Source organism: Ruegeria sp. AM2, from assembly GCF_056540685.1.
Map to the genome: position 1 here is coordinate 13,268 of NZ_JBQFXE010000007.1, position 19,474 is coordinate 32,741.

Below are 19,474 nucleotides of genomic sequence, written 5' to 3' on the forward strand. Positions count from 1 at the left end.
GAACTTTAGACGGTTCAAATTTGACTTTATTGGGGCCGCCTCATGGCTTCACTAAGGATCACATTTGGCGAAATAGCATATATAGTAGTAGAGACCGTTCTTACACAACATATAGTATAACCTGTCCAAAAAGATGTATGCTTATCCCGCAAAAAAAGCCGGTTGGTCTATGGATTGGAAACAATTGCGTTGTGATTCTGGACGAACCGAATCGCGACTGAATGGCTCAATCCATGCGGGAAAATCAGGTGCCGGTGCGCGGGGGAGCGGAAGCCACAGTGCTTCCCGCCCAGGCCAGACTGTCGCTGAGCTGTGCAAGAATGCTGATGGCATCCTTTAACCGCGCCTCACCGCTTTCGAATTGAAGCAGCAGCAGAAGGTCAGTGGCCTTCTCGAATTCGCCAGGAATCCAATCGGCTTCGGCGTCGATCTCTGTGCCGCTTTCCAGGCGCTCCGCGAAATCTTCAACAATTTCCTGGCAGCTTTGTAAAAAGGCCGCAGGCTCAATGTCAGAGTTTTCGCGCAGGTCTTCATAGATACTTGCTATGGCCGCAAGCCAGTCTTCATGAATCGGGTTGTCCAACACAGGCAGCGCTGCTTCGAGACCGGCATAAACTGCCTGCCCGTCATCTTCGCTTGAACCTTCGACGTTTTCCTCGCGGTCTGCGAGGAAGGGTAAAAAATGATCGGCCAGGTCCTTGCGCGCGGCGTCTAGATCCTGCTGGCGATGCGCGCAGGCCAACCGCAGGACATGCTCGGCCAGGTTTTGACCTCCGCAGGTTTCCCACAGGTCGAAATCCGGTTCAGGTTCCTGCGCCATGGCCCGAACAGCCACCGGTGTGCCGATAGGAACAACGGATTGAAACAGACCGTCCTTACTTTTGTTCAACCGGGACACAACGCGGTCCAACGCGTCACGCACAGGTGGCAAATCAGCATGTGTAACCGCCAATAGGCTGTTGTCGCGCAATTTCTGAGGCACCTGAGACCACAAATGCCGTTCGGTTTCGCGCCAGGCATTGGTGCCGTTGGTGCACCAAATGGCGCAATCCACATATTCCAGCAGTTCCAGGGTCTGAGTGTATGTGTCGTCCAACGCACCAGCACCAGGCAAATCGAACAAAGAGATTTCGCGCAGGGCAGGGGTGTTCAAACCGACCGAAATGAAATCTGGCTCGGCGGCAGCGGCCTTTTCAAGAACGATACCCGAATAAACTTTCGGTTCTTTGCCCCACCATCCAACAGTGGTTTCCGGCGTCTCTGAAAAAGCGACGATGACAAGCGGCAGTTTTAGCTGCTGCGGACCAGTTGGCAGGATATCTGCACCGGCCAGCATGTTGGCGAGGCTGGATTTTCCAGCCCCAAATTCTCCGGCGAACCCGATCGATACCGCGTTGGACAGCCGTTCCGCATGCGCAATCGCCCGCGCGCGCAGCTCGTCCAGCTCAACCGTGGCGGGTTCCTTCTCGGCCGTATTCAAAAAGCGCTCCAGTTGGCGGACTTCCTGTTCGGTTCCGGGAAATTCAATCATTCTGCAGCCTCTGCCTGTCGAGTGTCTGCCGGCGCTGCGCCAACCACCGACTCCAATTCATCCACGATACGACGGGCTTGGTCAACCGCACGTTGCGCGTCGGCATGCGCGTTGGCTCCTTCGGGGTCAACGCGATGTTCCAGATGCCCGGTCAACAAGGCGAGGTAATGGTCCAGTACGGTTTTCAGCCGTTCTGACAAATCGCCATGCGCTGTATCCACCAGATCATCGCCAATCATTTCAAACTCTTGTACGATCATGCGTTCCGCCCGGTTCAAGACGCTGCGGCGCGAGATCAGGCGCGACAGCCACGTGACGCGAAGTTCAACCGTGATGCCACGGGTCAGCGCACTGGTATCAGGGCGGAACCAGCGAACGGCGCTCGTGTTCATGCGGTTGTCAACGGGTTCCTGCCAACCCGGCAGCGCACGCAAAGCAGCGTTGCTTTGCATGTCGATGGCGTAAAGTTCACTCAGCATACGCTGGCGAACAACCTGCGTTGCACCCTGAACCAATTCGCGCATACGCTCGCGCAGCGGGGTAAAATTCAGCTCGGTTTCACCGTCCTTGGCCAACAAAGGCGATTGGCCATTTGGACCCCGCACAACAATCGAGACAGCTTCGGCCACCGTGTCGTCCATGACGCCGCGCAGATTGTCTAGAACGTCATCCATATCCTTGGTGATCGCTTCGGCCTTTTCCGAAATCAGGGCCCGCAGGTCGGACAAAGTCTTATTGCTTTCTTCCGAATCCGAGGTTGCAGGCTTGTGCTCAGCCTCTAACGCCCGAAGCCGCGCAGTGCTGCGCTCAAGCTGGCCTTGCGCAAAGCTGTTCAAATGCTGCCAGGCCATACGCATTTGTTCGTTTCGCGGACCATCGGTCAGGGCGCGCGTGACATGTCGGCGCAAATCGGGAAGGCCAGAGGCAATCATCGCAGCAAATCGCAGCACACCATCACGGCTGATCGGGCCGGGGCCTTGCTTGATCTCTTCGACGCCGTCCAGATATTGCTTCATCTGTTCTGGATGGGCCCTTAGCCACGCCAGAACCTGATTATGGTCAATACCGGTTTCGTCGCCGGTCAGCGCATAATGGGCCCATTGCGCACTGCCCATAAGAACGTCGATATCCGCATTGCCTAAACCCTTTTCAAGCCCCTCCAAAACATCGGCACGCACTTTCGAAGCGTCATCGGGTCCGCCGCCAAGCTCGTCCACGCGGTTGACGAACACCACAATCTGACCCAGTTCGAGCGCTTGCATCAGACGGAACAATTTCAGATCCGCGCGCGACAGGGCCTGATGGGCCGACAGGACCACGACGAAAAAGTCGGACTCTTTCAGGTATTGCCGCGAAATCTCTTCGCGGATCAGCAGCGGGTCGTTGACGCCGGGCGTGTCTGTAACTGTAATCGGATACGGAAAGTGGCCGAGTTCAAAATAGACCTCGGCTTTGCGGGTAATGTCACTGTAAAGGCCACGGTCCGAACCCGGATCATACGCCCCATCGTCCGTTGGATCATCGCCTGCACAGACATAGCGGGCCAAATCGTCTGAGTTCAGCTCATCCAAATCATGGTGCTGCCCAAGCAGATGTTTGTAGCTTTCCCCCAAGCGAAGTTTGGCGCGGGTCTTCATCGCCTCGACCTGCTCTTCGATCATTTCCCGCTTATAACTGTCCTCTTCATCGGGGAACATGTTGCGCAGTTCTTCACCCTCGGCGATCAGAGCCTGCCACTGACGATTGTCGAAGAAGTGAAATTCAGCACCGTTTGCCCGGCCCGATGGGTGACCGAAATGCATGTCTGTAATAACTGTCGTCCAGGGATTGACGTCGGAAGGCAGATATTCCGCCTGCCCAGTAAAGCCATTGATAAGTCTGGATTTCCCTGCCTTTATCTGACCGACAAACGCAATGGAAGGCTTCAGGTTTGAAAGATCATCTACAATGCGCGAGATAAAGTGGCGGGTCTCGTCGTTGCTGGACCCGTTCATGTCGTTGGCGATGCGAATAAGCTCGCGGCGGTTCGTTTCACTCATTAGATTTACCCTGGTCACTCGTATTCTAGGATTAGTTACGTAAAAAGGACAAGATTAGGCAGGAACGCGGTTATTCGGCGGCGTCCCGCAAGGATTTCCAAGTGTTAACGACTGCGCCCAGTTTTCGGGCGTCATGCAAAGCAACTGCCGTTTGGTGGCCGTCGCAAAGAACGGCGACACCTGCGCCCTGGCCGCCGGACGGGCGCATGACAATCAATTGCGGGTGGTCCAAAGCCGTATCCGTGTCGCTTTGCCAGCCTGACAAGTCCTCTAGAAATGCCCTTAGCAACGACTGATCCGGGTGCGCAGGCTGTTCAGGTTCACACAAACCGGCAAAACGCGAGTTGTCGTTCGCATCGTCGTTCAGCAATACCCGGCCAAAGGCAAATCGGCCCGTCGAGCCAAAGAAACGTTCTGCAAGCGCAGAAATTTCCGTGCTGTCCGAAGCGATTTCAACCGGGGTATCCGGCACCACGGAAATTCGAGGCTCCGCAGGAAGATCAATTTGCTCACACGCTGCTTCGACCTCGGAAAAGGTTATTCCGACATCGTCGGCCTCAAGCGTTGTATCCGGACGTTTCGACACAAGCTCCAACGGGCCGGGCGCGGTGGCAATATCTGACATCAATTTGGCCAGCTTCCCGGTCAGTTCAGCGCGCGGTTCGGTTTCAAAGTCAGGCACCGGCCCGGCAACGCAGCGAAAGACATCCGTGATGCGCGAACTGTTGACCTCGATTGCCAGGGTGGATCCATCAGCCGCTGTGAACTCCAGTCGGCGGGGCAAGATCGTGCCGCGGATAGCGTCCAGTACCTCCTGTCTTCGCAGGTTTGCATTGTCGCCTTGCAAATATATGGCAGGCGACATCCGCGCGGTCGACGACCGCCCAATGTCACCGAGCATTTCCAGTATTTCGTTATCCACCATGCCGTGACCCCCTCTGGTCCCGTCTAAACCGCGGCCGTGACGCCGGGCAGGCTGAGATGTGATTTCGTAAGCGCAAGCCCAATGTTCGCGCTGTCCTTGCAGATGTAACAGATGACGTGATCCGGAAACGCTTGCGTACGCAGAAATATGTGCAGACGGTTATTTGAAAACACCGCGATTTCTCCAAATCCCGGATTGTCGGCACTGTCCTTTCCCGCATCCTTCAGCAACTGCTCAAAGGCCCTTACCCCTCGTCCCTGAAACAGGTTTGCGGCGGCCAGAGCCAGTGTATCCAGCGTATCGCCCTGATCCGGCTCTGCGGTCACCGAACTCAAGAGCATGCCTGTTTCCATATCAATATACCCGGCTGCAATGCAGTCGGGTATGGTATCGATTGCCGATGTCAACGCGGCTTCAATGGACATCCGGGATCCTTGTGATCTGGCTCATATGAAACACGACATCACAGAACATGCCATTCCGGCCTGCCATTTTCACCGGCATTTGGAATGACGCTAGGGCCATCCTTTTGCCTGCGCGCGCTGTGTTCGCGGGCGATTTGGTCGAACTCGCTCAAAAACGCGGCAAATGCGCTTTGCAGACCCTTGGCGTCATCCGGCAGAGACTTGGTGGCGACAATCTCGCTCCACATGGCCGAGGCACTCAGCGGGTGGCCCGTGTCGGCCTTTGTCTCAGTATCGTCTGGTTGATCAGACGTTTTTAGCACATCCGCGGATTCCTGTTGATCCTCGGCGATCGACACAACTCGGGCTGGGGTCAGGGCGTTTGATTCCGGCTCTGGTTCGTATTCTTGGTCGTTTTCGGCATTTTGATCGGACAACAAGGCCGTGATGGATGATACCGACGCCTCGATCTCGGAAGATGTTTCCGGTTCTTGATCTGGTTGAGCAAGTTCTTCTTCCGGTACTTCGCCTTTCTCGGCCAAATCTTCTGCGCCCGAATCTTCGTCCGATCCAACGACAATCAGGCCCGGACCCTCCATTTCGTCTTCATCCATGAAGTCGAACTCGTCCACGTCGACCCCGGGATCAGCCAGAGCGTTCAGATCCAGAGGGTCCGAAGGGTTTTCAGCAAACAGCGCACGCAGATCGTCTTTGGGCGGAAGTTCGTCAGGCACCATCTCAGCCCGCAGGCGTTCGGCTTCGCCCGCATCTATGCGCGGGCGCTCTGAATCGTCGGTACGCCGTTCAACCCGAGAGGGCCGTACCGGGAAACTGGTGATCACATCATCGCCGTCTGCGACAGGTGCGAATTCCACAGGATCGACAAGCTTCAGTGTCTCGTTTGTGTCCGCATCTTCCTTCAATTCAGCTGGCCGCACCGGCTGGACTGGCTGTCCATCAGACAAAGATTTGTCCACCTGATACCGCACCAACTGATCAGCACGGCTGTCCATGATCTGCTCGGTAATCTCAAGAAAGCTGTCGACCATCTTGCCGCCACCGCTGCGCGCCCATGTTTCCGCGTCCCCGGTTTTGTCTCGCGCGATTATCGCATCGCGCGCGGAAAACAGAATTGTGCGATTGAACAGGTGCCCGGCTTCGCGGTTAACGCGCCGCAGAACCTTTTGACGGTCTTTCTGACCCAACGCATCTGCCCGGGTGATCAAGAGGAGCGAATTGTTTTGTAGACGCTCAGGCAGCGCGACCCAGGTCGCACGCTCTGTCTCACGCCAAGCCTGGGTAGAGTGTGTGCACCACAGAACCCCGTTGGCCTGACCGACCGCGCGTCTCCAGACATCTGTTGAAATCTTGGGGTCCGAGATTCCGGGCGTGTCAATCAGATCAACCGCTTCCAGGATATCAGCCTGCAGGAAAATGCGCACAAACTGAGCGTCATTGACGCCAACCTGATCAAGATCGTCCAGCGAGATGTCTTGTGTGCTGCCATCGTGACGCTTGATGTATGCGGATTGGTTTCCCCAGCTGAACCAGATCGGCGGCAATTGAGTGGCCGTAACCTGTGTGGGCAATGCCTGTTTGCGCAGAAGAAAGTTCATCAACGTGGACTTTCCTGCACTGAATTCCCCCATAAGTGCAAACACGGGTTTGCGGCGGGACCACTGCTCGATGCGGTTCCAGGCCTTGGGAGAGACGAAGCGGGTTTGTGAATCTTTTACCATAACTCTTCTTATGCTGCTTCGTTACTGAGGTCTTTCAGGATGTCGCCCAAAATGTCATCGCGCGACTTCTTCGGTTGCACACCTGCGGCCATGGCCGCATCTGCTGCGGTCTGATCACCCGTGCGGGAAATGGCCAGAAGCGTGTCTTTCTGTTCCTGCAAAAAGTCCGCAAGCGTTGCCCGGACGTTTTCCAGAACGGCCGCGATCTGATTTTCTTCGAGATCCTTGGTGATCGAATTCGCCTCGGATGCGATCAGGCGCGTGTAATCTGCAGCATATGCTTCAAAGCCTTTGCGCCGCTGCCACCATCGCCGCCACCACGTACTTTGGAGGTCAAGCGCAATAGTCCGACCGATCCCCAGCGGCGGCGGGACACGTGGGACAATCGGAGCTTCGATATTGAACTCGCCCAGATGATTGCCCAGCAGTTTGTGATACAGTTTTTCAACGTCCGAAGCGGCTGTTGAATAAAGCGCCCCGGCCTCTTTACGCATAGAACGGGCAAAGCTGAAATAGGCCGCTTTCTGCAAAGTGCGCAGACCCGCGGGATCGTATTGCCATGTGCCCTGTTCTCCGCTTTTCTCCAGATGAGAGATCAGCGAGTCGGTCGCGCGTTTGACAAAGTTCTCCTCGGCCGACGCAAGCCGTTCCAGCACTTTAGTGCGAAGCTTTGTCGTAAGCTCGGCGACCTTCTTGTCATATTCATCTGATACGGTGGTAATCGCCTCTTCCGGAGTGGCACCGTCTAGCTCACGCACAATACCTTCACCACCCGAAAGCGTCTTGGCGACCGCACCCGCCCGGATCTGGCTGGCGATGTTACGTGCCCGGTGACGCACGCGATCCAGCAAGCGCGTTCCTGCCCCTTCGGCGATCCGTTCGTTCATGGCCAACAAAAGGTCTGGAAGGCCCGACAGCGCCCAGATTTTGTCCAGCGAGGCAGCCTGATCGCCGAACCCGGCAGCGAGGTAGAAAGTATTCAACGCCTCGCGCGAATCTTCGGTCAAAATGTCCGGGTTTCCGGTCAATGCGGCCTCGGCCCATAGCGCGCTGCCAAAAACGACGCTGGTGTTTGTGTCGATGTTGTTTTGTTTCAACGTGTCCTGAATTCGGTCGCGAATTTCCGGCACTTGGTTCACCGGGTCAGACAATTCGTCGATCCGATTCACGAACAGAATGATCTGCCGGTTTTCGAACTGCGCAATGATCCGCATCAGCGCCATGTCCATAGTGGTCAGCGCCTGGCTGGCCGCAAGAACAACGATGCAGACCTCGGATCCACGCAGGCTACGCAGAGTGATTTGCTCACGCACCATGAATGTGTCGTTCACACCCGGCGTATCGCAGAGTTTGAGCGAAATCGGGTATTGTGGAATGTCCATAAACAGCTCTGCCGCCTTGGTAACGTCGGCAAACCGTCCTGTTTTAGGGTTGATATCCGGATCGTCTTCGTCACCGAGGCAGACATATCGCTGGATCAGTTCCTCGTCAAAGTAGTCGTACTGGTGACTTTGGCCGAGTATCAGATCGAAGTGTTTACCCAGACGTTCTTCGGATTTCGCCTTCATCTCGCCGATTTGGCGACGAATATCGTCCATCTCATCGTCAGCGCCGGCACGGTTCGCCAACTCGCCCAGGCGACCGCCACCAACCATGAGGTTGTCCCACTCTTCTTGTTCGAAGAAGGTGAATTTCGATCTGGTTTCCCCTTGCGTGCGGGTGTTGATGTTCAGCGTCGTGACAACGGACGTCCAGGGGTTCACATCGGATGGCAGCAGGTTTGGCCTGCCCGCCAGAATATTCACGATCGAGGACTTCCCGGCCTTCACCTGCCCCACAAATGTGACGCTGGCGTTAAAATTCTCCATGCGCGTCTTCAGCGTGGCCAGACGCGCCGAGGAGCGCGCATCCGCCACCTCTGTCAATTGGTCGATCTGAGTCGTCAACGCGGACATCGCCTCTGTCATTGGTGACAGAGCTTCATTTCCCACGGACAGAAGGTGGTCGTTGCGCGCCATTTATTATCCTCCGGTTCCTGTTGCCGCCATATGAGCCGCCGAAACATCCGGCATTCCACCGGTCGGCAGGCCCGAGGTCGAATCGATGCGCGCAATCAAGTCCAATGCATTACCCAGAATCGCAGCTTCGGTCCGGGGTGATATCGAGTCATAGGAATGGGCGTCAGCCAACACCTCGATCGAGCTGAATCGATCGCCATTTTCAAGACAGGCCACGCGTCGACCCGTCGGAAAATCCTGAGACTTATGTGCAGGCAGCGGCATTCTGGCATTCGCCATCAGATACCGTTCCCCGGAATGTGTCCGGAGTGCGATGCCAAACCCTGTGCCGGGATAGTCCCGGTTCAGCGATTTCAGCTCGCCTATGAAACTTTCACGAGCAAGCGAAACAGCGTCTTGCTCGGCGGCAGCAGTATAAACATGATCGGTCACGATGAGAGACCCTTGTGTTGGAGTTGAGCAGGAACTCGTATGGTGCCATGTGGCGAAAAGACTCATTAACTCCTGCTGACAATCAACAACGAACACCGGGGTGTTATTTTGACGCGAATAAGATTTTTTGGGGGTTGAAATGTGGCGCAATTGTGGTTGCGCTTGCAGCAGTCTTAATCAACTTAAAGCTGAAAACAGCCCCGCTGCTGAATTTCCTTTCATCCCAAGGGCGTCAAGCAGTCGAATTACCAATTTTAGCTCTCGCACTCGCGCACAAGCTTTGCTATGCACCGCCTCAATGCGATGCGGCTGCATCGGGTTGCGGGTGTGGCGAAATTGGTAGACGCACCAGATTTAGGTTCTGGCGCCGCAAGGCGTGGGGGTTCAAGTCCCTCCACCCGCACCATATTTTCAATTCAGTTTAAACGCCGTAACGGGCCATGAACATGTCGACCGCTTGCATGGCGACTGCGTCAATTTCAGTCTGGCTGAAACTGGTCTGAATGCCGAATGCCGCGCGGCCCCACAAACCGACTTTGCACAGTTCTGAAAACTGTTCAGCTGCCATGTGAACGTCTTCAACCACTAGTTCACCTTTGGCGACAGCTTTTTCTAGATACGCTGCCATCTGCCTTTGTCCGTTCTGCGGACCAGCCTCATAAAACGCCTTACCAAGTTCCGGAAACCGGTCGCGTTCGGCCACGCAAATTCGAAAAACCTGCTGCGCGAATTCTGACAACAAAAACGCGGTGAGTTGCGTCGCTGCAATTGTAAGAACTTCACGCGCGGGTTTGGTCTCATCGATCATCGAGATAATACGCTGCGCCATCAGGCTGCATTCGGTCTGAGCGACCTCGGTAAAAAGCAGGCGTTTATCAGGGAAGTAACTATACAAGGTCGCCTTCGACACTCCTGCGGCGCGCGCGATGTCGTCAACACTGGCACCTTCAAACCCATCCGCCATGAACACCTCTCGGGCACCCCGCAATACCTGATCGAATTTGCGGCCGGTGCGATGGATGGTGGCGGCTTGCGTCATGGTTCCCCCTTGGCTGAGCTTTTACAGCGAATCTATAAACCGAGTGGTTCAGTTTCAACGATTCTCGCGACTTGCCGGGATTTGAGTGGCTGACGTGACTTCAAACCCTTGTGATCCTTGCGCTTGCAGTTAACAGAATCCGTGCTAACACCCTGTTCATGGTCGAGATTTTTTTGCGCACCCTGCCCTTTTTTGCAATCGTCGGCCTTGGGTACTGGGCCGGTCGCAGCCGGTTCTTTCCTGAACAGGCGACCGCATATCTGACCAAATTCGTATTTTTCTTCGCGCTCTCGGCCATGCTGTTCCGATTTGCGGCCACTTTGCCCTTTCAGCAGATATTTGACGGTCGCCTTGTCGTTGGCTACCTGATCGGGACTGCGGCGGTCTATTCCGTCGCGACATTGGTCGCGTACAGCCGGGGTCTGACAATCCCAACCGCAGCGGTCGAGGCGCAATGCGCGGCAATAGGAAATGTGGGTTTTCTGGGCCTGCCGATGCTGGCTGTGTTGTTCACCGAAGCTGCAATCGGGCCGGTGATGCTGTTGCTGACCGTTGATCTTGTGGTTTTCTCCTCCCTGATCGTCATTCTCATGAATGGAGGAAGTAGTGGGCGGCTGAACATAGACACGTTGCGCCAGATTGGGGCAGGACTGCTGAGAAACCCCATGATTCTGTCGATCTCAGCGGGGATGATCTGGTCTGCTCTGCGCATTCCCGTGCCTGCGCCAGTGATAGATTTTTTGACGATTCTGGGCGGGGCGGCCACTCCCGGCGCGCTCTTCGCCATCGGAGCTTCGCTGGCAACCAAATCTGCCGAACGCGTTCAGATCGCTGGCTGGCTGAGCTTTTGCAAACTGGTTCTTCATCCGCTTTGTGTCGCCACAATGGTCATCTGGGTGGTGCCGGTCGCGCCGTTCACGGCGATGGTCGCGGTTGCGGCCTCTGCCCTACCCGTTGCAGGCAACGTCTATATGCTGGCCGCCCACTACCAGGTCGCACCGCAGCGGGCGTCAGCGGCCATCTTGCTTTCCACCATGATCAGTATTGTGACCGTCCCCCTGGTTATTGGCTGGGTCAGCGCAATGTGATCCTCTTCATCAGCAAAAAACGCGCTGTCCGATTCAACTGCACTTTACGTAAGCGCTGCGGAGCGTTAGCGATGGCGCAACCGCAATCTGAGGAGGCTACCTGATGGAAACCCTGTCTGAAAACGCGTGTTTTGGTGGTGTGCAGGGTGTCTACCGCCACGCATCTTCATCCTGCAGCTGCGACATGACCTTTGGCTTGTTTCTTCCTGCAGAAGCGAAAGATGGCCCGGTGCCGGTACTTTGGTATCTGTCCGGCCTGACCTGCACCCACGAAAACGCTATGACTAAGGCCGGGGCTCAAGGCTGGGCTGCGGAACAGGGCATCGCATTGGTCTTTCCTGACACTTCGCCGCGTGGCGAAGGCGTTGCGGACCACGAAGACTATGACCTGGGCCAAGGCGCCGGTTTTTATGTCAATGCAACCCAGACCCCTTGGGCACCGCATTTCCGCATGTGGGACTACGTGGCCGAGGAACTGCCTGCCCTGCTGGCGGAAAACTTCGCTGTTGATGAGGAACGGCAAGGGATAACCGGGCATTCCATGGGCGGGCACGGCGCATTGACACTGGCAATGAACTTGCCGGGTCGCTTCCGCTCGGTTTCGGCATTTGCACCGATCTCAAATCCGACAGGCGCGGATTGGGGCCGCAAACAACTGAGCGCATATATGGGAGACGATCCCGATGCGTGGGCAAAGCACGATTCATCAGTTCTGATGCGCGAACAAGGTTTTGACGGACCCGTTCTGATCGATACCGGAGCCAATGATCAGTTTATCGACCTGTTGCGCCCGGAAACTTTGGCGCAGGCGATTGCAGAGCGTCGCCAACAAGCCACCTTTCGATTGCAGCCGGGTTACGATCATTCATATTTCTTCGTGTCCACCTTCATGGAGGACCACGTCACCTTCCACGCCGAGGCGCTGTACGGAGACTGATGCATGGGCAAATTTGACTATGATCTGATCATCATCGGATCGGGCCCGTCGGGACGGTCGGCGGCAATTCAGGCGGGCAAGTTGCAGCGGCGGGTCCTGGTCGTTGACCGCAAGGACAGGTTTGGCGGCGTTTCGGTTCATACCGGCACCATCCCCTCCAAAACCCTTCGGGAAACCGTTCTGAACCTTTCGGGCTGGCGCGAACGCAGCTTTTATGGCCGGTCCTACCGGGTCAAGGACCAGATCCGCGCCGAGGATCTGAAAGCGCGATTGCACATGACATTGGATCATGAGGTCGATGTTCTTGAGCATCAGTTCAATCGCAATCACGTTGAAACATTGAACGGCCTGGCAACGTTCGTCGGCCCGCAAACGATTGAGGTCGCAACAGATGCCGGGGAAACCACCCGTTTGACCGCTGCCAAGTTTTTGATTGCAACAGGCACCAAAACCTATCGGCCAGATTATGTTCCGTTTAATGGCAAAACCATCGTGGACGGCGACGACTTTCTTGAAATGGAAGCCATCCCCCGGTCGCTTTGCGTGATTGGTGCGGGCGTGATCGGAGTGGAATACGCCACCATGTTCTCGGCCTTAGATGTTCGGGTGACCCTGATTGAGCCGCGTGAGTCTTTTCTGGACTTCATCGACAAGACACTGATCCACGACTTCACCCACCAGATCCGCGAAAACGGTGTAGATTTGAGGCTGGGTTCTGCGGTCGAGAAAATCGAGGACGCGGGTTCTCATGTCGAGGTCACGTTGGACAATGGCCGCCATGTCCGCGCAGAAATGCTTTTGTTCGCAGCAGGTCGCATGGGCGCGACTTCGGCTTTGAACCTTGATGCTGTCGGGATCGAGACGGATCATCGCAACCGGATCAACGTGGATCGCAAAACCTACCAGACTTCGGTGCCGCATATCTATGCCACCGGCGATGTGATCGGTCACCCCTCGTTGGCATCGACCTCATTGCAACAGGGTCGCGTCGCGGCGTGCCATGCGCTTGAAACGCCGACTCTCCCCGAAAGCCCATGGTATCCTTACGGTATATACTCTGTTCCTGAAATCTCGACCTGCGGCATGTCCGAGGAAGAGTTGCAAGAACGCGGTATCCCCTATGAGGTCGGTGTGGCACGCTTCCGGGAAACTTCCCGCGGGCATATCATGGGTCTGGAACATGGTATGCTCAAGATGCTGTTTTCGTTGAAAACCCGACGGGTTTTGGGTGTGCAGATCGTAGGCGAAGGTGCGACAGAATTGATCCACATCGCGCAAGCCGTACTGAACCTGAAAGGCACGGTAGACTATTTCGTTCAGAACACCTTCAACTACCCGACGCTTGCTGAGGCCTATAAAATCGCCGGTTTGGACGCATTCAACCGCATGCCGATCCCGGACGAATTCAAGGTGCGGAAAGCTGCTAAAGACAAACCGGTCGAGAAACGGGCGAAACAGGCGTGACGACCCTTTTTGTTGATGGCGATGCCTGCCCGGTAAAGGCCGAGGCCGAACGGGTCGCCACCCGCCACAAGGTCGAGATGAAGTTGGTCTCGAACGGGGGCCTCAGGCCCTCGCCCAATCCTCTGGTGCAAGTTGTTGTCGTGTCCGAAGGCGCTGATGAGGCGGATAAGTGGATCGCAGAGCGATGCGGAAAGGGTGACGTCGTGGTGACGTCGGACATTCCGCTGGCGGCAAAATGCGTTGAAGCTGGTGCACGCGTTTTGCGCCCAAATGGCGAGGTGTTTACGGCCGCAAACATAGGCCAACAACTTGCCATGCGCGATTTGATGGCCGATATCCGCGCCTCCAACCCGCTTGGCGTAGGCGGGGGCGGAAAGCCGTTCAGCAAGGCGGATCGGTCGCGGTTTCTGGACGCTTTGGAGCGGGAACTGCGCGCCGCGCAACGCCCTTGATCGGATCAACGCCGTCGGGACTTGCAGAATCCTCTAACGGTTGGTTCAGTCCGTCAAATCGGGTTTTCAGAACAGGAACAGATCATGCCAATTGAAGCCGTCATCTTCGATATCGGAAATGTCCTGATCGAATGGCGGCCCGAGCGCTACTATGATCAGGTGATAGGTGAGGACCGTCGCCGCGAAATGTTCGCCGAGGTTGACCTGCACGGTATGAATGACCTGGTCGATCAAGGGCATCATTTTACCGATACGATCTATGACTGGGCTGAAAAATACCCAGACTGGCGCGATGAGATTCGGATGTGGCACGATAAATGGATCGAGCTCGCTTCGCCGGCGATCCCCCATTCTGTTCGCCTTCAACGCGCATTGCGGGCCAATGGTGTTCCGGTGTTTGCGCTCACGAATTTCGGCGTTCAGAATTTTGACTATGCGACCACCGTTTACCCGTTTTTAAACGAATTTGACCGGCAATATGTTTCAGGCCGAATGAAAGCCGTGAAACCGCATCAACCAATCTACAAAATGGTCGAAACGGATTGCGGCCTGCCGCCGAGTTCTCTGCTATTCGCGGATGACCGGAAGGAGAACATTGAAACGGCTCGCGCGCGCGGCTGGCAGACGCATCACTTCAAAACATCGCAGGGATGGGCGGACCGGTTGGTCGCCGAAGGCTTGTTGTCCTCCGAGGAAGCAGCCTAGCTTAAGCCGCCGCTGCATTTGGCCGCGGCTCGCGGATCGGCAAATGAACGATGGCACTGAACGCGCCGATTGCGACACCAATCCACCAGACTACGGTATAGTCGCCGTACTGGTCATACATCCGGCCCCCCAGCCAAATTCCCAGGAAACTGCCGATCTGGTGGCTTAGGAAAACTAACCCGTAGAGCGTGCCCATGTACCGCAATCCATAGAGATGTGCGACGAGGCCTGAGGTTAACGGAACGGTGGCCAACCACAAAGATCCCATCACCAGAGAGAACACGATCACCGAAAACGGCGTGATGGGAAAGACGATAAACGCCGCTGCCGCGATGGTTCGGACCGTGTAGACCGAAGCCAGCAAGTATTTCTTTGGAAAGTGGTTCCCGGCCCACCCCGCCAAAAGCGTTCCACCGATATTGGCCAATCCGATCAGCGAAATCGCAATCGCCCCCAGTGCTGATGTGGTCGTGATGCCGATGGAATGCAGCACACCCCCGGGCTGAATCGGACCACACATCTCGGTAACAAAGGCCGGAAAGTGCGCTGTGACAAAGCCCAGCTGATAGCCGCAGCTGAAAAACCCGACCGCGATCAGCGAGAATGAGGGGTCACGAATGGCCTTGTTCAGTATCGCACCCATGCTCTCTTCAAGCTCGGCTTTTCCGACTTGCTGAGGCGCGCGCATGAACGGCAATGTCAAAATTAGGGCCAGAATGGCAATCGCGAACAAAATGAAAACCTGCTGCCAAGGCATGAATGAAAGCATCCATTCGGCCATGGGGGCACCGACCACCTGACCAAAGCTGCCTGTCGCTGTGACAATCGCCAGCGACATAGACCGGTTCTGATCAGACGAGGCGCGCCCTACCACGGCCAGCACCACCCCAAATCCGGTTCCGGCGATACCGAATCCGACCAACCAAGCATACATCTGATGGCCAAATGGCGTCACCGACCAAGCGGACAGGACCATGCCCGCCGCATAGGTCAAGGCCCCGATTATGATTGCGCGACGATCCCCAATCTTTTCGGCAATGGCCCCAAAAATCGGCTGACCAATCCCCCAAGCCAGGTTCTGAATCGCAATCGCCATGGAAAAGTCGCTGCGCAACCACCCGAATTCATCCGCAATCGGAATCTGAAACACCCCGAAGGACGCGCGCACAGCGAAACTGACCGTAATGACAATGCACCCAACGACCAGAATCGGGTTCAACAATCGGCTATATTGCGGCATTGGGGCTCCGAGGCTTTGGTTCGACTGTTGTCGTTCGGATCACATCGCTGGTCAATTCAGGAGTTTTGCGCGCCTGGATAAGCAAAATTGATGTGTCGAAGAAAAGGTTTCTTTTCAACACCAGAGGCGGAGGTTATGCCTCGGGTATGACGGATCCGATTGCCCTATACGAGGCCCGCATAGCGGAAGGCACCCTAACGCGAGACGACGCGCAAGAAGCGGTTCTACCTCATTTCGACCGCATTCGTTCCGCGTTGAAGGAACCGGTCAAACGCGGCTTTTTTCGCAAGGCTCCACCGTCTCCAAAGGGCCTTTACCTTTGGGGTGGCGTCGGGCGCGGCAAGTCGATGCTGATGGATATGTTTGTTGAAACCCTTGACGGTGTCCCATGTCGACGGGTGCATTTTCATGCGTTTATGCAAGAAATCCACAGCGGTCTGCATCAGGCCCGTGCAGATGGGGTCGAAGACGCGCTGATCCCTGTCGCGCAAAAGGTCATTCAATCGGCGCGTGTCCTGGCCTTTGATGAAATGCAGATCATCGACATAACTGACGCAATGATCGTCGGTCGGTTGTTTGATCTGTTGCACGAAGGTGGCGTGGTCGTCGTTACCACTTCGAACAGGCACCCAGATGACCTTTATAAGGATGGGTTGAACAGGCAACTGTTTCTGCCTTTCATCCAACACATCAAGGAAGAACTTCAGGTTTGGGAATTGGTCTCGCCAACCGATTACCGACAAAACAGGCTTAAGGGATCACCCGTCTATTTCTGCCCGATCGGGCCTGAGGCCAGGGCGAAAATTCGGGCGGTTTGGACAGATTTGTCTGGCGGGCCTGCGGAACCCTTGTCCCTGAATGTCAAAGGGCGCGAAGTGACTCTGCCCGCGTTTCGCAATGGGGTCGCGCGCGCATCGTTCTATGACCTGTGCGGGCGTATGCTGGGACCTGCAGATTTTCTGGCAATTGCCGAGGCTTTAAAGGTCTTGGTGCTTGAGGACATCCCCAGACTGTCCCGCAATAACTTCAACGAAGCCAAACGCTTTGTGACCTTGATCGATGCATTGTACGAAGCAAAAGTTCGGCTGATTTGTTCCGCCGCCGCCGAACCCGAAATGCTGTATGTCGAAGGCGAGGGCACGTTCGAGTTCGAACGCACCGCATCGCGCTTGCGTGAGATGCAGGATCAGGATTGGGGCCGATAGCGACCTACCCGTTTTCGCGAAGTACGTTTCCGGCGAGATACAGCGAACCACAGATCAAAATCCGTGCACTCGGCTCTTGGTGAAGAATGTCGTCCAATGCTTCTGAAACAGACCCCGCAACCTGAGCGGGCAGGTCTACCTTTGCGGCAGCCGCCGCCGTTTCCTCGGCGCTCAAGGTGTTCGTCTCACCGGGGATGGACACAGCTGTCAGGCTCGCCGCTTGTTGTGAAAGTGGCCTGAGATACCCGGTCACATCCTTCGTGTTCAGCATTCCGCAAATCAAATGCGTCGGGCGCGTCGGTAAGGCCGCCAGAACATCCGCCAGTGCAACACCGGCAGCGGCATTGTGGCCTCCATCCAACCATAGCTCTGTCCCTTGGGCCTGGTCGACTAATGGGCCAGATTTGAGCCGCTGCATCCGCGCAGGCCATTCGGCCTTGGTAACCGCGGCCTCGTATGCGTCATCACCCAGATTCAAATGCCGTAATACCGCCAGCGCAGCACCAGCATTCTGAATTTGATGTGCGCCTAACAGGTTCGGCATCGGCAAATCGCGAAGTCCCGTTTCGTCCTGATAAACTAATCGCCCGTTTTCCTGATGCACATGCCAATGCTGGCCATGCACAAACAAGGGCGCGCCAAGCCGTGCGGCGGTGTATTCGATGACCTCCAAAGCTTCATCCGACTGAGGCCCGACGATGCAAGGCACCCCTGCTTTGATTATCCCGGCCTTCTCGGCTGCGATTTTTCCCAGGGTGTCGCCCAAAAACTGTTCATGATCGATGGAAACAGGCGTAATGACCGTGACCGCAGGTTCACCAATGACATTCGTGGCGTCCAGGCGGCCACCCAGACCGACCTCAAGCAAGGTATAGTCCGCACGAACACGGCTGAAGGCCAGCAGTGCAGCGCATGTGGTGATCTCAAAATACGTGATATCCGCGCCGCCATTGGCAGCATAGCATTCGTCAAGAACGGCTGTCAGATCTGCCTCGGTTATCAACGCGCCTGCCAGACGTACACGCTCGTGAAAGCGCGCCAGGTGCGGCGACGTATAGGCATGCGCACTTAGCCCTGCCCCTTCGAGGCCCGCGCGGATCATAGCCTGGGTCGAACCTTTGCCGTTGGTTCCGGCAATATGGATCACGGGTGGGATTTTAATTTGCGGATTGCCCAGTGCATCCAGCAACCGCCAAACCCGGTCCAATGTCAGATCAATGATCTTCGGGTGCAGCGCCATCATCCTCTCCAGGATGACGTCCGACGACTGACCCGTCATTTTTGACCTGCTTCCTCAGCTGCAGATTCTTCGGGTTTGGGTGCGGGCAGATCACCTTTGACCGCAGGCGCCTGGTTCATCAGCATGCGTGTGATGGTGATCAACTCTTCTCGCATCTCGGTTCGTTTTGTGACCCGGTCCAACATCCCGTGATCCAGCAGGTATTCTGCACGCTGGAACCCTTCCGGCAATTTCTCACGAATGGTCTGTTCGATCACCCGAGGACCCGCAAAACAGATCAGCGCATTAGGCTCGGAAATGTGTACATCACCCAGCATCGCATAGGACGCGGTAACCCCGCCCGTGGTGGGATGAGTCAAAACGACAATGTAGGGCAAGTTTGCTTCTTTCAGCATTTCCACCGCGACGGTCGTGCGCGGCATCTGCATCAGGCTGAGAATGCCCTCTTGCATGCGGGCACCGCCGGCAGCCGAGAACAGGATCAGGGGCCGCTTCAGCTTCACCGCTTCTTGTGCGGCCGCGATGATCGCGTTGCCCACATACATGCCCATAGATCCACCCATGAACGAAAAATCCTGCGCGGCTGCGATGATTGGGGTGCGCCCGATCTCACCCGCCGCGACCAACATCGCTTCTTTTTCGCCGGTCTTTTTCTGGGCGGCTTTCATCCGGTCGGGGTATTTCTTCTGATCGCGGAACTGCAACGGGTCGTCGTTCGGTGCAGGCACGTCAACCTCGGTGAAAATACCGCCGTCAAACAGGTGCCCGAACCGGTCGCGCGGCGTGATCGCCATATGGTGATCGCACTGTGTGCAGACATTCTGGTTCTCAGCCAGTTCCCGGTGGAACAGCATTGTTCCGCACTCATCGCATTTGTGCCAGAGGTTTTCAGGCACTTCCCGGCGCGAGAAGATCGAGTTGATCCGGGGGCGGACGTAGTTTGTGATCCAGTTCATGTCGGAACCTTGGCTTGTGCGGCGTTGACGTCAAATAAGACGCAACGGAAGGAATTGCAA

The 19,474-nt window shown here is 56.0% G+C and carries 17 protein-coding genes and 1 tRNA gene; 7 read left to right on the forward strand and 11 right to left on the reverse strand.

Features of this window, described 5'->3' with window-relative positions:
• Window positions 1–244 precede the first annotated feature (244 nt).
• The 7 genes from ACR0CR_RS13580 to ACR0CR_RS13610 form a co-directional block, all read right to left on the reverse strand.
• Window positions 245–1,531, reverse strand: coding sequence for a dynamin family protein (locus ACR0CR_RS13580; protein WP_480599897.1), 1,287 nt, complete (start codon window positions 1,529–1,531; stop codon window positions 245–247).
• A complete protein-coding gene (locus tag ACR0CR_RS13585; protein WP_480599899.1) occupies window positions 1,528–3,570 on the reverse strand; it encodes a dynamin family protein in 2,043 nt (680 codons plus the stop codon). Before ACR0CR_RS13585 ends, ACR0CR_RS13580 begins: the two co-directional genes overlap by 4 nt.
• Window positions 3,571–3,640: 70 nt before the next feature.
• Window positions 3,641–4,495 carry a hypothetical protein gene (locus tag ACR0CR_RS13590; RefSeq protein WP_480599901.1) on the reverse strand — a complete coding sequence of 285 codons (855 nt, stop codon included), beginning with the start codon at window positions 4,493–4,495 and terminating at the stop codon, window positions 3,641–3,643.
• A 23-nt stretch (window positions 4,496–4,518) separates the two neighbouring features.
• On the reverse strand, window positions 4,519–4,920 hold the full coding sequence (locus ACR0CR_RS13595) for a hypothetical protein (protein ID WP_480599903.1): 402 nt from the start codon (window positions 4,918–4,920) through the stop codon (window positions 4,519–4,521).
• Between the two features lie 38 nt (window positions 4,921–4,958).
• Window positions 4,959–6,515, reverse strand: coding sequence for a P-loop NTPase family protein (locus ACR0CR_RS13600; RefSeq protein ID WP_480599905.1), 1,557 nt, complete (start codon window positions 6,513–6,515; stop codon window positions 4,959–4,961).
• Between the two features lie 131 nt (window positions 6,516–6,646).
• Window positions 6,647–8,656 (reverse strand): dynamin family protein, encoded by a 2,010-nt coding sequence (locus tag ACR0CR_RS13605; protein ID WP_480599907.1) that lies wholly within the window; start codon window positions 8,654–8,656, stop codon window positions 6,647–6,649.
• A 3-nt stretch (window positions 8,657–8,659) separates the two neighbouring features.
• The gene (locus ACR0CR_RS13610; RefSeq protein WP_480599909.1) at window positions 8,660–9,088 is read right to left on the reverse strand and encodes a hypothetical protein; all 429 of its coding nucleotides are present in this window, start codon (window positions 9,086–9,088) and stop codon (window positions 8,660–8,662) included.
• A 321-nt stretch (window positions 9,089–9,409) separates the two neighbouring features.
• On the opposite strand from ACR0CR_RS13610, the gene ACR0CR_RS13615 reads away from it, so the two are divergent.
• Window positions 9,410–9,494: transfer RNA gene (locus ACR0CR_RS13615), tRNA-Leu, on the forward strand.
• 15 nt (window positions 9,495–9,509) lie between these two features.
• Here ACR0CR_RS13615 and ACR0CR_RS13620 read toward each other — a convergent pair.
• Window positions 9,510–10,127 (reverse strand): TetR/AcrR family transcriptional regulator, encoded by a 618-nt coding sequence (locus ACR0CR_RS13620; RefSeq protein WP_480599911.1) that lies wholly within the window; start codon window positions 10,125–10,127, stop codon window positions 9,510–9,512.
• A 158-nt stretch (window positions 10,128–10,285) separates the two neighbouring features.
• Between ACR0CR_RS13620 and ACR0CR_RS13625 the strand changes: the two genes are divergently transcribed.
• From ACR0CR_RS13625 to ACR0CR_RS13645, 5 genes are all read left to right on the forward strand, one after another.
• Complete coding sequence (locus ACR0CR_RS13625; protein ID WP_480599913.1) at window positions 10,286–11,215, forward strand: AEC family transporter; 930 nt, start codon at window positions 10,286–10,288, stop codon at window positions 11,213–11,215.
• A gap of 103 nt (window positions 11,216–11,318) precedes the next feature.
• Entirely contained in the window at window positions 11,319–12,152 is an 834-nt protein-coding gene (fghA, locus tag ACR0CR_RS13630; protein WP_480599914.1) for an S-formylglutathione hydrolase, read from the forward strand.
• Window positions 12,153–12,155: 3 nt separating this feature from the next.
• Window positions 12,156–13,616, forward strand: coding sequence for a Si-specific NAD(P)(+) transhydrogenase (gene sthA / locus ACR0CR_RS13635; RefSeq protein ID WP_480599916.1), 1,461 nt, complete (start codon window positions 12,156–12,158; stop codon window positions 13,614–13,616).
• Window positions 13,613–14,068, forward strand: a complete 456-nt coding sequence (locus ACR0CR_RS13640) for a YaiI/YqxD family protein (RefSeq protein WP_480599918.1) — start codon at window positions 13,613–13,615, stop codon at window positions 14,066–14,068. The genes sthA and ACR0CR_RS13640 overlap by 4 nt, the downstream gene beginning before the upstream one ends.
• Window positions 14,069–14,152: 84 nt before the next feature.
• Entirely contained in the window at window positions 14,153–14,773 is a 621-nt protein-coding gene (locus ACR0CR_RS13645; protein WP_480599921.1) for an HAD family hydrolase, read from the forward strand.
• Window position 14,774: 1 nt separating this feature from the next.
• On the opposite strand, the gene ACR0CR_RS13650 is transcribed toward ACR0CR_RS13645, so the two are convergent.
• Entirely contained in the window at window positions 14,775–16,013 is a 1,239-nt protein-coding gene (locus ACR0CR_RS13650; RefSeq protein WP_480599923.1) for an MFS transporter, read from the reverse strand.
• Window positions 16,014–16,159: 146 nt separating this feature from the next.
• On the opposite strand from ACR0CR_RS13650, the gene zapE reads away from it, so the two are divergent.
• The gene (zapE, locus tag ACR0CR_RS13655; protein ID WP_480599925.1) at window positions 16,160–17,218 is read left to right on the forward strand and encodes a cell division protein ZapE; all 1,059 of its coding nucleotides are present in this window, start codon (window positions 16,160–16,162) and stop codon (window positions 17,216–17,218) included.
• 4 nt (window positions 17,219–17,222) lie between these two features.
• Here zapE and ACR0CR_RS13660 read toward each other — a convergent pair whose 3' ends face one another.
• On the reverse strand, window positions 17,223–18,497 hold the full coding sequence (locus tag ACR0CR_RS13660) for a bifunctional folylpolyglutamate synthase/dihydrofolate synthase (RefSeq protein WP_480599927.1): 1,275 nt from the start codon (window positions 18,495–18,497) through the stop codon (window positions 17,223–17,225).
• Window positions 18,494–19,414: an acetyl-CoA carboxylase, carboxyltransferase subunit beta gene (gene accD / locus ACR0CR_RS13665; protein ID WP_480599929.1), complete on the reverse strand. Its 921-nt coding sequence runs from the start codon at window positions 19,412–19,414 to the stop codon at window positions 18,494–18,496. The genes ACR0CR_RS13660 and accD overlap by 4 nt, the downstream gene beginning before the upstream one ends.
• Window positions 19,415–19,474: the final 60 nt, after the last annotated feature.

Coding starts and splice junctions, on each gene's coding strand:
- ACR0CR_RS13580 (WP_480599897.1), bottom strand. CDS start 1,531: ATGATTGAATTTCCCGGAACCGAACAGGAAGTCCGCCAACTGGAGCGC.
- ACR0CR_RS13585 (WP_480599899.1), bottom strand. CDS start 3,570: ATGAGTGAAACGAACCGCCGCGAGCTTATTCGCATCGCCAACGACATG.
- ACR0CR_RS13590 (WP_480599901.1), bottom strand. CDS start 4,495: ATGGTGGATAACGAAATACTGGAAATGCTCGGTGACATTGGGCGGTCG.
- ACR0CR_RS13595 (WP_480599903.1), bottom strand. CDS start 4,920: ATGTCCATTGAAGCCGCGTTGACATCGGCAATCGATACCATACCCGAC.
- ACR0CR_RS13600 (WP_480599905.1), bottom strand. CDS start 6,515: ATGAACTTTCTTCTGCGCAAACAGGCATTGCCCACACAGGTTACGGCC.
- ACR0CR_RS13605 (WP_480599907.1), bottom strand. CDS start 8,656: ATGGCGCGCAACGACCACCTTCTGTCCGTGGGAAATGAAGCTCTGTCA.
- ACR0CR_RS13620 (WP_480599911.1), bottom strand. CDS start 10,127: ATGACGCAAGCCGCCACCATCCATCGCACCGGCCGCAAATTCGATCAG.
- ACR0CR_RS13625 (WP_480599913.1), top strand. CDS start 10,286: ATGGTCGAGATTTTTTTGCGCACCCTGCCCTTTTTTGCAATCGTCGGC.
- fghA (WP_480599914.1), top strand. CDS start 11,319: ATGGAAACCCTGTCTGAAAACGCGTGTTTTGGTGGTGTGCAGGGTGTC.
- sthA (WP_480599916.1), top strand. CDS start 12,156: ATGGGCAAATTTGACTATGATCTGATCATCATCGGATCGGGCCCGTCG.
- ACR0CR_RS13645 (WP_480599921.1), top strand. CDS start 14,153: ATGCCAATTGAAGCCGTCATCTTCGATATCGGAAATGTCCTGATCGAA.
- ACR0CR_RS13650 (WP_480599923.1), bottom strand. CDS start 16,013: ATGCCGCAATATAGCCGATTGTTGAACCCGATTCTGGTCGTTGGGTGC.
- zapE (WP_480599925.1), top strand. CDS start 16,160: ATGACGGATCCGATTGCCCTATACGAGGCCCGCATAGCGGAAGGCACC.
- ACR0CR_RS13660 (WP_480599927.1), bottom strand. CDS start 18,497: ATGACGGGTCAGTCGTCGGACGTCATCCTGGAGAGGATGATGGCGCTG.
- accD (WP_480599929.1), bottom strand. CDS start 19,414: ATGAACTGGATCACAAACTACGTCCGCCCCCGGATCAACTCGATCTTC.